This is a genomic window from Streptomyces sp. NPDC006512 (assembly GCF_040611935.1).
GTDB lineage: Bacteria > Actinomycetota > Actinomycetes > Streptomycetales > Streptomycetaceae > Streptomyces.
Genome location: NZ_JBEXPG010000029.1, coordinates 50,959 through 63,481, shown reverse-complemented (window position 1 = coordinate 63,481; position 12,523 = coordinate 50,959). Strand labels below are relative to the sequence as shown.

General features: G+C 72.5%; 9 protein-coding genes. 6 read left to right on the top strand and 3 right to left on the bottom strand.

What is annotated here, in order from left to right; translation table 11 throughout:
• Nucleotides 1–12: 12 nt before the first annotated feature.
• Nucleotides 13–1,443, top strand: a complete 1,431-nt coding sequence (locus ABZZ17_RS21450) for a sugar porter family MFS transporter (protein WP_356877890.1) — start codon at nucleotides 13–15, stop codon at nucleotides 1,441–1,443.
• A gap of 45 nt (nucleotides 1,444–1,488) precedes the next feature.
• Here ABZZ17_RS21450 and ABZZ17_RS21445 read toward each other — a convergent pair whose 3' ends face one another.
• Nucleotides 1,489–2,475, bottom strand: coding sequence for an LLM class flavin-dependent oxidoreductase (locus ABZZ17_RS21445; RefSeq protein WP_356877889.1), 987 nt, complete (start codon nucleotides 2,473–2,475; stop codon nucleotides 1,489–1,491).
• Between the two features lie 63 nt (nucleotides 2,476–2,538).
• The gene (locus ABZZ17_RS21440; RefSeq protein ID WP_356877888.1) at nucleotides 2,539–4,011 is read right to left on the bottom strand and encodes a cytosine permease; all 1,473 of its coding nucleotides are present in this window, start codon (nucleotides 4,009–4,011) and stop codon (nucleotides 2,539–2,541) included.
• Nucleotides 4,012–4,167: 156 nt separating this feature from the next.
• On the opposite strand from ABZZ17_RS21440, the gene ftsY reads away from it, so the two are divergent.
• Complete coding sequence (gene ftsY, locus ABZZ17_RS21435) at nucleotides 4,168–5,391, top strand: signal recognition particle-docking protein FtsY (protein WP_356877887.1); 1,224 nt, start codon at nucleotides 4,168–4,170, stop codon at nucleotides 5,389–5,391.
• 108 nt (nucleotides 5,392–5,499) lie between these two features.
• Here ftsY and ABZZ17_RS21430 read toward each other — a convergent pair whose 3' ends face one another.
• Nucleotides 5,500–6,168 carry a bifunctional DNA primase/polymerase gene (locus ABZZ17_RS21430; RefSeq protein WP_356877886.1) on the bottom strand — a complete coding sequence of 223 codons (669 nt, stop codon included), beginning with the start codon at nucleotides 6,166–6,168 and terminating at the stop codon, nucleotides 5,500–5,502.
• Between the two features lie 407 nt (nucleotides 6,169–6,575).
• On the opposite strand from ABZZ17_RS21430, the gene ABZZ17_RS21425 reads away from it, so the two are divergent.
• The 4 genes from ABZZ17_RS21425 to ABZZ17_RS21410 all read left to right on the top strand — a co-directional run bounded on the left by ABZZ17_RS21425 (nucleotide 6,576) and on the right by ABZZ17_RS21410 (nucleotide 12,511).
• On the top strand, nucleotides 6,576–8,069 hold the full coding sequence (locus ABZZ17_RS21425) for a hypothetical protein (RefSeq protein WP_356877885.1): 1,494 nt from the start codon (nucleotides 6,576–6,578) through the stop codon (nucleotides 8,067–8,069).
• 307 nt (nucleotides 8,070–8,376) lie between these two features.
• Entirely contained in the window at nucleotides 8,377–9,717 is a 1,341-nt protein-coding gene (locus ABZZ17_RS21420) for an ammonium transporter (RefSeq protein ID WP_356877884.1), read from the top strand.
• Entirely contained in the window at nucleotides 9,714–10,052 is a 339-nt protein-coding gene (locus ABZZ17_RS21415; protein WP_356877883.1) for a P-II family nitrogen regulator, read from the top strand. The genes ABZZ17_RS21420 and ABZZ17_RS21415 overlap by 4 nt, the downstream gene beginning before the upstream one ends.
• 17 nt (nucleotides 10,053–10,069) lie before the next feature.
• Nucleotides 10,070–12,511, top strand: coding sequence for a [protein-PII] uridylyltransferase (locus ABZZ17_RS21410; protein WP_356877882.1), 2,442 nt, complete (start codon nucleotides 10,070–10,072; stop codon nucleotides 12,509–12,511).
• Nucleotides 12,512–12,523 lie beyond the last annotated feature (12 nt).

The following is a 12,523-nucleotide window of genomic DNA, read 5'->3' as shown; positions in this document are numbered from 1 at the left end:
ACGGAGCGCACCTTGACCAGCAGCACAGCGAAGGCACCCGCACCGGGCGGCGGCACGCCGCAGCCCGACCACCTCGGGCACGTCATCTTCATCACCGCGGCCGCGGCCATGGGCGGTTTCCTCTTCGGCTACGACAGCTCCGTCATCAACGGCGCCGTCGAGGCCATCCGCGACCGTTTCGACGTCGGCTCCGCCACCCTCGCCCAGGTGATCGCGGCCGCACTCATCGGCTGCGCCTTCGGCGCGGCCACGGCCGGCCGCATCGCCGACCGGATCGGCCGAATCCGCTGCATGCAGATCGCGGCCGTCCTCTTCAGCGCGAGCGCCATCGGTTCGGCCCTGCCGTTCGCCCTCTGGGACCTCGCCATGTGGCGCATCGTCGGCGGCTTCGGCATCGGCATGGCCTCGGTGATCGGACCCGCCTACATCGCCGAGGTCTCCCCGGCCGCCTACCGCGGCCGGCTCGCCTCCTTCCAGCAGGCCGCCATCGTCATCGGCATCGCCGTCTCGCAGCTGGTCAACTGGGGCATCCTCAACCTCGCCGACGGCGACCAGCGCGGCGAGATCGGCGGCCTGGAAGCCTGGCAGTGGATGCTGGGCGTCATGGTCGTCCCGGCCGTGCTCTACGGCCTGCTGTCCTTCGTCATCCCCGAGTCCCCGCGCTTCCTCGTCTCCGTCGGCAAGATGGAGAAGGCCAAGACGGTCCTGCGCGAGGTCGAGGGCGAGGGCATCGACGCCGATGCCCGGGTCCGCGAGATCGACAACGCCATCCATTCGGAGCAGAAGTCGACGTTCAAGGACCTGCTCGGCGGCCGCTTCGGCTTCCTGCCCATCGTCTGGGTCGGCATCGGCCTCTCGCTCTTCCAGCAGCTCGTCGGCATCAACGTGATCTTCTACTACAGCTCCTCGCTGTGGCAGTCGGTCGGCGTCGACCCGAGCTCCTCGTTCCTGTACTCCTTCGAGACCTCCGTCGTGAACATCGTCGGTACGGTCATCGCGATGGTGTTCGTCGACCGGATCGGCCGCAAGCCGCTCGCCCTCATCGGCTCCACCGGCATGGCGATCTCCCTCGGACTCGCCGCCTGGGCCTTCTCCTACAAGGACACCACCGGCGGCGACATCGCCCTGCCGCACACCCAGGGGCTCGTCGCCCTCATCGCCGCCAACTTCTTCGTCCTCTTCTTCGCCCTGTCCTGGGGCGTCGTGGTCTGGGTGCTGCTCGGCGAGATGTTCCCGGGCCGGATCCGCGCCGCCGCCCTCGGCGTGGCGGCCGCCGCCCAGTGGATCGCCAACTGGGTCATCACGGTGTCGTTCCCGTCCCTGTCGGACTGGAACCTGTCCGGCGCCTACGTCATCTACGCGGTCTTCGCCGTGCTCTCGATCCCGTTCGTCCTCAAGTGGGTGCCGGAGACCAAGGGCAAGGCGTTGGAGGAGATGGGGTAATCATCCCCGCCACCACCCCTTCTCCTCCCTGGGCGCTGCCCCGGCTCAGTCCTTGAGCCGGGGCAGCACCTGTTCGCACAGCAACTGGAGGCTGCGCCAGCCCTCGTCCACCGGCATCCCCCCGCACAGCGGGTGCAGCACCAGGTTCCCCGCCTCGCCCGCGCCCCGCGCGTACTCCACCGCCTGATCCGGGGTCAGGATCCGGTACACCCCCTCCGCGCGCAGCTCCTCGACCGTGCGCGCCCCGGAGCGCACCGCGCTGCGGATGTCCTTGGACTGCCAGGAGGCGTACGTGCCCGCCTCGTGCAGGAAGTGGCCGCCGTACTCGGCCCACGCCCGGTCCGGGTCCTCCGCGAGGTGCAGCAGCGGGGTCTCGGCCGCCGGCATCATGCAGAAGCCCTCCGTGCCGTACTCCGCGAGCCTCGCGTTGTAGTACGCCTCCAGCTCCGGCAGGTGCGCGCTGGGGAAGAAGGGCAGCCCCAGCCGGGCCGCGCGGCGGGCCGCCGCCTCGGAACTGCCGCCGACCAGCAGGAGCGGGTGCGGCCGGGTGAAGGGGCGCGGGGTGACCCGTACGGTCCGGCCGCGGAAGGCGAACGGCTCGCCGGTCCAGGCCTTCAGCAGGGTCTCCAGCAGCTCGTCCTGGAGCCTGCCGCGCCGGCCCCACTCCACGCCGTGCTGCTCGTACTCCTCGGGCCGGTAGCCGATGCCCGCCACGGTGACGAGGCGTCCCCCGCTGAGCAGGTCCAGGACGGCGATGTCCTCGGCGACCTTCAGCGGATCGTGCAGCGGGCCGATGATCGCCGAGACGGTGACCGCGATCCTGCGGGTGGCGCCGAAGACCGCGCCCGCGAAGGTGAAGGGGGAGGGCATCCAGTTGTTCGCGGTGCCGTGATGCTCCTCGGTCTGGAGGGTGTCGATCCCGCGGTCGTCCGCGTAGGCGGCCATCTCCAGCGCCGCCCGGTAACGGGCGGAGAGGGTCTCGGGGGCGCCGTTCGGGTCGACGAGATTGAACCGGGCCACGGTGATGGGCATGGAGGAGTCCCCCTTCGCCGGATGTGGGTGGGCGGGCGAAGGGGGACGTTAGCTGACGAGGCGTCAGTTGGACAGGGTCCCGGCGGGCTCGCGCTGCTCGGCGGCCCCGCGGGCGGGCTCCGCCGGCGCCGTGCGCGGCAGTACGGCGTACAGCACGCCGGAGGTGACGATGCCGGTCACCCAGCCCAGGCCGTTCTGTCCGATCCAGGTGGAGGCGAGCGGCCCGCTGAACCAGTCCACCTTGGTGAACAGCAGGCCCGTCACCAGGGCGAGCGCCCAGGCCGTCATGGCCTGCCAGGCGAAGCCGCCCCGGTACCAGTAGGCGCTGGTCCGGGTGGTGTCCAGCAGGGCGGGGCCGTCGTATGTCCTGCGGCGCAGCATGTCGACGCCGAACACGCCGATCCACGCGGAGAAGGCCACGGCCAGCAGCGTCAGGAAGGAGATGAACGAGCCGAAGAAGCTCGTCGCGACGACCATGAGCAGGAAGCCGAAGACCAGGCTGATGATCGCGTTGACGCTGACCGCCCAGGCCCGCGGGACCTTGATGCCGAGGGTCTGCGCGGTGAAGCCGGCCGAGTACATGGACATCGAGTTGATCAGCAGCATGCCGATGAGCGCGATGAGCAGGTACGGCACCGCGAGCCAGGTGGGCAGCAGTTCCCCGATGAAGGAGACCGGATCCTGGGCCGTGGCCAGGTCGGGGGTGCCGACGGCCATCACGGCGCCCATCAGCACCATCGGCAGCACCACGACCCCCGCGCCACCGATCGTCGCGCCGACCATGCCGCGGGACGAGGCGGTGCGGGGCAGGTACCGGGTGAAGTCCGGGCCGGAGGGCACCCAGGAGATGCCGCCCGCGGCGATGGTGCCGATGCCCGCGATCATCATCGCCGTGGAGCCGGCCGGCTTGTCGAAGACGGCCGACCAGTCGGTGTTGAAGAGCAGGTAGCCCAGCACGAGCACGCTGAAGCCGCCGAAGAGGTACGTCGACCAGGTGGAGCAGACGCGCAGCGCGTTGATGCCGAGCCCGGAGACCACGAAGGTGCAGCCCACGAAGAACAGCAGGGTCACGACGATGAGCGGGGTGCTGCTCCCGATCCCGAAGAGGAGGTCCAGGACGGTCAGCACGGCGTAGGCCCCGCTGACCGCGTTGATGGTCTCCCAGCCCCACCGGGCCACCCAGATCAGCGCGCCCGGGAACAGGTTGCCGCGCTGCCCGAAGACGGCCCGGGACAGGGCCATGCCGGGCGCCCCGCCGCGCTTGCCGGCGATGGAGATCAGGCCCACGATCCCGTACGAGATCACGGGCGCGGCGACCGCCACGACGAGCACCTGCCAGATGTTCAGCCCGTTGAGGATCACCAGCCCCGCGCCCATGGTGAGCAGCAGCACGCTGATGTTCGCGGCGACCCAGGTGGGAACGAGCTCGCGGACGCGTCCGGTGCGCTCGCCGTCGGGTACGGGCTCCAGCCCGCGGGTCTCGACGGCGGTCTCGGCCGGGGCGGCTATCGCGCCGTCGGCGGTCTCGGCAGGCATGCGCTACTCCGTGGGGGCAGGGTGGGGGAGTCGCCCATCATCGTAGATTCGCGGCGAAGAAGACAAATAGAGGCTTAGTGCTCTGGGGAACCGCCGGGGACGCCCGGGCCGCACCGACGGAGTGCCGTGCGCGCGGTCGCGCATACTGGCCCTGTTATGGAAATCCTCATCCTTGCTGTAGTCATCGCCCTGGTCGCGGTCGGCGCGATCAGCGGGCTCGTGGTCAGCAGCCGCAAGAAGAAGCAGCTGCCCCCCACGGCGCCGCCGAGCACGCCGACCATCACTGCCCCGCCCGCCGAACCGCAGGTGGGGGAGGACGCCGCACCGACGGCGGAAGAGCCGCGCCGCACGATCGAGGAGGTCACCCTCCCCGACGCCGGGGCCGCCCTCGAATCGCCGGTCGCGGTCGAGGATCCGGTCGTCGAGGCCCCGGCCGCGCCCGAGATCGAGGTGCCCGAGCCCACCGCCGGCCGCCTGGTCCGGCTGCGCGCGCGGCTCGCCCGTTCGCAGAACTCCCTCGGCAAGGGGCTGCTCACGCTCCTCTCGCGCGAGCACCTCGACGAGGACACCTGGGAGGAGATCGAGGAGACCCTCCTCATCGCCGACGTGGGCGTCGCGCCGACCCAGGAGCTGGTGGACCGGCTCCGCGAGCGGGTCAAGGTGCTCGGCACCCGCACCCCCGCCGACCTGCGCGCCCTGCTCAAGGAGGAGCTGCTGACGCTGGTCGGCACCGACTTCGACCGTGCCGTGAAGACCGAGTCCGGCGTCGACACCCCGGCCGTCGTGATGGTCGTCGGCGTCAACGGCACCGGCAAGACCACCACCACCGGCAAGCTCGCCCGCGTCCTCGTGGCCGACGGCCGCAGCGTGGTCCTCGGCGCGGCCGACACCTTCCGCGCGGCCGCCGCCGACCAGCTCCAGACCTGGGGCGACCGGGTCGGGGCGCGCACCGTGCGCGGTCCCGAAGGCGGCGACCCCGCCTCGATCGCCTACGACGCGGTCAAGGAGGGCATCTCCGAGGGGGCCGACGTGGTGCTCATCGACACCGCCGGCCGCCTCCACACCAAGACCGGCCTCATGGACGAGCTCGGCAAGGTCAAGCGCGTCGTGGAGAAGCACGGCCCGCTGGACGAGGTCCTGCTCGTCCTCGACGCCACCACCGGCCAGAACGGTCTGACGCAGGCCCGCGTCTTCGCCGAGGTCGTCGACATCACCGGCATCGTGCTCACCAAGCTCGACGGCACCGCCAAGGGCGGCATCGTCGTCGCCGTCCAGCGCGAGCTGGGCGTCCCGGTCAAGCTCGTCGGCCTCGGCGAGGGCCCGGACGACCTGGCCCCCTTCGAGCCGGAGGCGTTCGTGGACGCCCTGATCGGCGACTGAGCCCGCCCCACGCGCCGACCGCGCTCCGCTCCGCACACCGGTGCCCCCGGGTCCCCACGGACCCGGGGGCACCGACGCTTGCGGGGCCGTCCGCCGCCGTGCGGGGCCTCAGCGCCGGAAGCGGTGGCAGATGTAGGCCAGGGTGCCGAGCAGCAGCCGGGCCTGCGGGGGCCCGCCCGCGCAGTCCAGCGCGGGGCGGCGCAGCCAGCCGGCCGGGCCGAGGCCCGCGTGGTCGGAGGGCGGGGCGGTCAGGAAGGCGCCGTGGCCCAGGGCGCGCAGGTCCAGATCGGCGTCGTCCCAGCCCATCCGGTACAGCAGCTGCGGCAGCTCGGCGGCGGCGCCGGGGGCCACGAAGAACTGCGACCGGCCGTCTGGGGTCACCGTCACCGGGCCGAGCGGCAGCCCCATCCGCTCCATCCGGACCAGGGCCCGGCGCCCCGCTTCCTCGGAGACCTCGATGACGTCGAAGCTCCGGCCGACCGGGAGGAGGATCGCCGCGCCCGGGTACTCGCCCCAGACCTCGGTGACCTCGTCGAGGGTGGCGCCCGCGGGGACGGTGGGAGCGAAGTCCAGCGGATGCGCCCCCGGCGCACCGCATTTCGTATGACCGCAGGAGCAGTCCCGGGCGGGGGCGGCGGCCCGGGCGCCGGGCACCGTGTCCCAGCCCCACAGCCCCGTGTACTCCGCCACCGTCGTGCACTCCGAGGTCCTGCCCCGGCGCCGGACGCCGGAACGGAACTCCTTGGTGCCGCGGCTGCCGCCGATCGTGAAGCCCATGCCCATGCCCCCTCCAACGGGTCGGACGCGCCGGTGGTTACGACGTCGGCGGGACCTGTCGGCGGCCGGGTGCGGCACGTTCTCCGGCGGGGCCCGCCCGGCGCACTCCTCGCCGCGCGCGCCCCGTGCGCACTCCCGTCCAACCGTTCCGTTCCGCCTTCATGTCAAGTGAATCGCGCCTGGCCGGTGGCGAGTTCATTCGAAGGGGTGGCGAATGGTGGCGTTTCTGGAATCGACCTCGCCGCAGGGGTGATCGTAGGATTACTTTCGGTGCACGAACCCCGAAGGCGGACCCGACCGTGGGTATGCCGGAGGCAATCCGTGGAGGACCTGTGAAGGTCCCCGGCGGCAACGGCCGCCACGGCCAGGGTTCCGTGTGAAGAGGCGATGCGGATGGGGGCGTTCCAGTGAGCGGCAACGGCGCAAGCGGAACGATCGAGGAATCCGCTGACCGCAATGTTCAGCTGACCTCGTGGTTCGTCCGCAGCGGCTGGTCCAAGGGCGAACTGGCCCGCCAGGTCAACCGCCGGGCCCGCCAGATGGGCGCCCACCACATCAGCACCGACACCTCCCGGGTCCGCCGCTGGCTGGACGGCGAACAGCCCCGCGAACCCGTGCCGCGCATCCTCTCGGAGCTGTTCTCCGAACGCTTCGGTTCCGTCGTCGCCATCGAACAGCTCGGCCTGCGCACCGCCCACCAGACGCCCTCGGTCTCCGGCGTGGACCTGCCCTGGGCCGGTCCGCAGACCGTCGAGCTGCTCAGCGAGTTCTCCCGCAGCGACCTCATGCTCGCCCGCCGCGGCTTCCTCGGGACCTCGCTCGCGCTCTCCGCCGGCCCCGCCCTCATCGAGCCCATGCAGCGCTGGCTCGTCCCGGTCCCGGCCGCCGACCCCGGACCGCGCGCCGAGGGCGGGCCGGCGGGCCAGGCCGGCGGCCACCGGCCGCCCCGGCTCTCGGAACCGGAACTCGACCTCCTCGAAGCCACCACCGTGATGTTCCGCCAGTGGGACGCCCAGTGCGGCGGCGGACTGCGCCGCAAGGCCGTCGTGGGCCAGCTGCACGAGGTCACCGACCTGCTCCAGGAGAACCACCCGGCCCCGGTCATGAAGCGGCTCTTCAAAGTGGCCGCCGAACTCGCCGAACTCGCCGGCTGGATGAGCTACGACATCGGCCTGCACCCCACCGCCCAGAAGTACTTCGTCCTCGCGCTGCACGCCGCCAAGGAGGGCGGGGACAAGCCGCTCGGCTCGTACATCCTGTCCAGCATGAGCCGCCAGATGATCCACCTGGGCCGCCCCGAGGACGCCCTGGAACTCATCCACCTCGCGCAGTACGGCAGCCGCGACTGCGCCGGCCCGCGCACCCAGGCCATGCTGTATGCGATGGAGGCCCGCGCCTACGCCAACATGGGCCAGCCCAGCCGCTGCAAGCGGGCCGTCCGGATGGCCGAGGACACCTTCTCCGACGTCGGCTTCGGCGGCGAGCCCGAGCCCGACTGGATCCGCTTCTTCTCCGAGGCGGAACTCAACGGCGAGAACTCCCACTCGTACCGCGACCTGGCCTACGTCGCCGGCCGCAGCCCCACCTACGCCTCCCTCGCCGAACCGGTCATGGAACGCGCCGTCGAGCTGTTCGCCAAGGACGAGGAACACCAGCGCTCGTACGCCCTGAACCTCATCGGCATGGCCACCGTCCACCTGCTCCAGCGCGAGCCCGAGCAGGCCACCGTCCTCGTCGACCAGGCCCTCGACGTGGCGCGAAAGGTGCGCTCCGAACGGGTGAACACACGGCTGCGCAAGACCGTGGACACCGCCGCCCGTGAGTACGGAGACGTCGCCGAGGTGGTCCGGCTGACCGACCTCCTCGCATCCCGCCTCCCCGAGGCCGCCGAGGCCGTCTGACGGCCCTCCCGGCCGCCCCCAAGGCCCCGGCCGCGGCAGTCACCCCGTGAAGCCCGATCAGGCTCCCCCAGCCAGGTCACCCGGGTCACCGCCGCGGCCGGGCTCTCCGCATGATCCGTTCATGGACGCGTAACACGCACGACCTCTTCGTCATCGCGGCGAAACACCCAGCGGCGCCGCCGGAAACCGGCCTGCGCGAATCTCAAGGCCATTAACCGGCCAGTCCCCCAGCCGGCCGGACCCCTTAACGCCGCTCAGGTTTTCACGATCGCCCGCACGCGAACGTACCGACGACGAGGAGACGCCGATGGCATCAGCCATCACGACCCTCGCGGCAGACGCCCCGACGCTGTCTGCCGCGAACACCGGGTTCATGCTCATCTGCTCCGCCCTGGTCATGCTGATGACCCCGGGACTCGCCTTCTTCTACGGAGGCATGGTCCGCGTCAAGAGCAGCCTCAACATGCTGATGATGAGCTTCATCAGCCTCGGGATCGTCACGATCCTGTGGGTCCTCTACGGCTTCAGCCTCGCCTTCGGCACCGACTCCGGCTCCCTCATCGGCTGGAACTCCGACTACGTCGGCCTCAGCGGCATCGGGATCACCGAGCTCTGGGACGGCTACACCATCCCGGTATACGTCTTCGCCGTCTTCCAGCTGATGTTCGCCGTCATCACCCCGGCCCTCATCAGCGGCGCCCTCGCCGACCGCGTCAAGTTCAGCGCCTGGGTGCTGTTCACCGCCCTGTGGGTCACCGTCGTCTACTTCCCCGTCGCCCACTGGGTGTGGGGCGCGGGCGGCTGGCTCTTCGAGCTCGGCGTCATCGACTTCGCGGGCGGCACCGCCGTCCACATCAACGCCGGCGCCGCGGCCCTCGGCGTCATCCTGGTCATCGGCAAGCGCGTCGGCTTCAAGAAGGACCCGATGCGCCCGCACAGCCTCCCCCTCGTGATGCTCGGCGCGGGCCTGCTGTGGTTCGGCTGGTTCGGCTTCAACGCCGGCTCCTGGCTCGGCAACGACGACGGCGTCGGCGCCGTCATGTTCGTCAACACCCAGGTCGCCACCGCCGCCGCCATGCTCGCCTGGCTCGCCTACGAGAAGCTGCGCCACGGCTCCTTCACCACCCTCGGCGCCGCCTCCGGCGCGGTCGCCGGCCTCGTCGCCATCACCCCCGCCGGCGGATCCGTCAGCCCCCTCGGCGCGATCGCCGTCGGTGCCATCGCCGGTGTCCTGTGCGCCATGGCCGTCGGCCTCAAGTACAAGTTCGGCTACGACGACTCCCTCGACGTGGTCGGCGTCCACCTCGTCGGCGGCATCGCCGGCTCCCTCCTCGTCGGCTTCTTCGCCACCGGAGGCGTGCAGTCCGACGCGGCCGGCCTCTTCTACGGCGGCGGCCTGGAGCAGCTCGGCAAGCAGGCCGTGGGCGTCTTCGCCGTCCTCGCCTACTCTCTCGTCGCGTCGGCGATCCTCGCCCTCCTCCTCGACAAGACGATCGGAATGCGCGTCACCGAGGACGTCGAGGTCTCCGGCATCGACCAGGTCGAGCACGCCGAGACGGCCTACGACTTCAGCGGGGCCGGCGGCGGAGCGGCCTCGCGCACCGTCACCGCACCCGCCCCCGCCGCGAGCAAGAAGGTAGACGCATGAAGCTGATCACCGCGATCGTCAAGCCGTACAAGCTGGACGAGATCAAGGAAGCCCTCCAGGCGTTCGGGGTCCAGGGGCTCACCGTCTCCGAGGCCAGCGGCTACGGGCGCCAGCGCGGCCACACCGAGGTCTACCGGGGCGCCGAGTACACCGTCGACCTCGTACCGAAGATCCGCATCGAGGTCCTCGTCGAGGACGGCGACGCCGAGGAGCTGATCGACCTCATCGTGCGCGTCGCCAGCACCGGCAAGATCGGCGACGGCAAGGTGTGGAGCGTCACCGTGGACTCGGTCGTCCGGGTCCGCACCTCCGAGCGCGGCGCAGACGCGCTCTAGCCGACGGGAGCTCCTGGGTGACGAGCGTCGAAGAGACCACGAACGGTCCGGACAACGATCCCCGCGACCCGGGACCCAGCGGCTACGCCGCGGCCCGGCTGCGACTCCTCCAGGAGGAGTCGCGGTCCGGGCCCTCCCGGCGTTCCGCCCTGTCCGGGCTCACCGACGACTGGCTGAACGCCCTGTTCGCCACGGCCGTACGGGAGACGGGCGTCCGGGGCGCCGCCCTCGTCGCCGTCGGCGGCTACGGGCGGGGGGAACTGTCCCCGCGCAGCGACCTCGACCTGCTGCTGCTCCACGACGGCAAGGCGCAGCCGCGGGCGCTCGCCGCCCTCGCGGACCGGCTCTGGTACCCCGTGTGGGACCTCGGCCTGGCCCTGGACCACTCGGTGCGGACCCCGGCCGAGGCCCGCAAGACCGCCGCCGAGGACCTCAAGGTGCACCTCGGGCTGCTCGACGCCCGGCCCGTCGCCGGGGACGCCGGACTGCTCGCCGGACTGCGCACCTCGGTCCTGGCCGACTGGCGCAACCAGGCCGCCAAACGGCTCCCGCAGCTCCACGCCCTGTGCCGCGACCGGGCCGACCGGGCGGGGGAGCTGCGCTTCCTGCTGGAACCCGACCTGAAGGAGGCCCGCGGGGGACTGCGCGACGCCACCGCGCTGCGGGCCGTGGCGGCGTCCTGGCTGGCCGACGCCCCGCGCGAGGGACTCGCCGAGGCCCGGCGGCGGCTGCTGGACGTGCGGGACGCGCTGCACCTGGTAACGGGCCGGGCGACCGACCGGCTCGCCCTCCAGGAGCAGGACCAGGTCGCCGCCCGGCTGGGCCTGATGGACTCGGACGCCCTGCTGCGCGAGGTGTACGAGGCCGCGCGGGTCATCGCGTACGCGGGCGACGTCACCTGGCGCGAGGTCGGCCGGGTGCTGCGGGCGCGGGCCGCCCGGCCGAGGCTGCGCGGGCTGCTGGGGACACGGGGGGCTCCGGCAGCCGAGCGCGCACCGCTGGCCGAGGGGGTCGTGGAGTCCGACGGGGAGGCCGTACTGGCCCTGGCCGCACGGCCCGACCGGGACCCCGTACTGCCCCTGCGGTTCGGGGCGGCGGCCGCACAGGCCGGACTGCCCGTGTCCCTGCACTCCGTACGACGCCTCGCGGCACAGGCCAAGCCGCTGCCGGTGCCCTGGCCGGCCGAGGCCCGGGAACAGCTGGTGACCCTGCTGGGCGCGGGCGAGCCGACGGTCGGGGTGTGGGAGGCGCTGGAGGCCGAGGGGCTGATCACCCGGCTGCTCCCCGACTGGGAGCGGGTGCGGTGCAGGCCGCAGCGCAACCCGGTGCACACCTGGACGGTGGACCGGCACCTGATCGAGACGGCGGTACGGGCCTCGGCCCTGACCCGCCGGGTGAGCCGCCCCGACCTGCTGCTCATGGCGGCCCTGCTGCACGACATCGGCAAGGGCTGGCCCGGGGACCACTCGGTGGCCGGCGAGACCATCGCCCGGGACATGGCCGTCCGGGTCGGCTTCGACGCCGAGGACGCCGCCGTGCTCGCCGTCCTCGTACGCCACCACCTGCTGCTCATCGACACCGCGACCCGGCGCGACCTGGACGACCCGGCCACCGTCCGCTCGGTCGCGCGCGTCCTGGGCTCGCTCGGCACGCTGGAGATCCTGCACGCCCTGACCGAGGCCGACGCCCTCGCGACCGGCCCCGCCGCCTGGAGCACCTGGCGGGGCTCCCTCGTCGCCGACCTCGTGGAACGGGTCGCCGCCGTCCTGCGGGGCGCGCCGCCCGCCGCCACGGAGCCGGAGATCCCCGGCACCGAACTGGAGCGCCTGGCGGTGGAGGCGCTGCGCACCGGGGAGCCGGTGCTGGCCCTGCACGCCCGCGAGGAGGAGGACGAGGCGGTCGGCGTGGAGCTGGTCCTCGCCGTTCCCGACCAGCCCGGCGTGCTCCCGGCGGCCGCCGGGGTGCTGGCCCTGCACCGGCTGACCGTCCGGGCGGCGGACCTGCGCTCCCTGGAGCTCCCGGACCTGCCCGGCGAGGTCCTCGTACTGCGCTGGCGGGTCGCCGCCGAATACGGGGCCCTGCCCCAGGCGGCCCGGCTGCGGACCGACCTGATCCGGGCGCTCGACGGCTCCCTGGACGTCCCGGCGAAGCTGGCGGACCGCGAGGCGGCCTACCCGAGGAGGCGGGGCGTCGTACCGCCGCCGCCCCGGGTGGGCGTGGTCCCGGACGTCTCCTCGCTGGCCACCGTCCTGGAGGTGCGCGCCCCCGACGCGGTGGGACTGCTGCACCGCATCGGCCGGGCCCTGGAGGGCGCCGGGGTCCGGGTCCGCAGCGCGCACGTGTCCACGCTGGGCGCCAACGCCGTGGACACCGTCTACGTCGTCGACGCCGACGGCAAACCCCTGGGCGCCCCGGACGCGGCCGCCCTGGCCGCGTCGGTGCAGGCCGCCCTGGCGTAGGGCGTGCGGTGA

What these genes read in the sequence shown, in the direction of transcription:
- ABZZ17_RS21445 (WP_356877889.1), bottom strand. Translation starts at nt 2,475, where the DNA reads ATGCCCATCACCGTGGCCCGGTTCAATCTCGTCGACCCGAACGGCGCC.
- ABZZ17_RS21440 (WP_356877888.1), bottom strand. Translation starts at nt 4,011, where the DNA reads ATGCCTGCCGAGACCGCCGACGGCGCGATAGCCGCCCCGGCCGAGACC.
- ftsY (WP_356877887.1), top strand. Translation starts at nt 4,168, where the DNA reads ATGGAAATCCTCATCCTTGCTGTAGTCATCGCCCTGGTCGCGGTCGGC.
- ABZZ17_RS21430 (WP_356877886.1), bottom strand. Translation starts at nt 6,168, where the DNA reads ATGGGCTTCACGATCGGCGGCAGCCGCGGCACCAAGGAGTTCCGTTCC.
- ABZZ17_RS21420 (WP_356877884.1), top strand. Translation starts at nt 8,377, where the DNA reads ATGGCATCAGCCATCACGACCCTCGCGGCAGACGCCCCGACGCTGTCT.
- ABZZ17_RS21415 (WP_356877883.1), top strand. Translation starts at nt 9,714, where the DNA reads ATGAAGCTGATCACCGCGATCGTCAAGCCGTACAAGCTGGACGAGATC.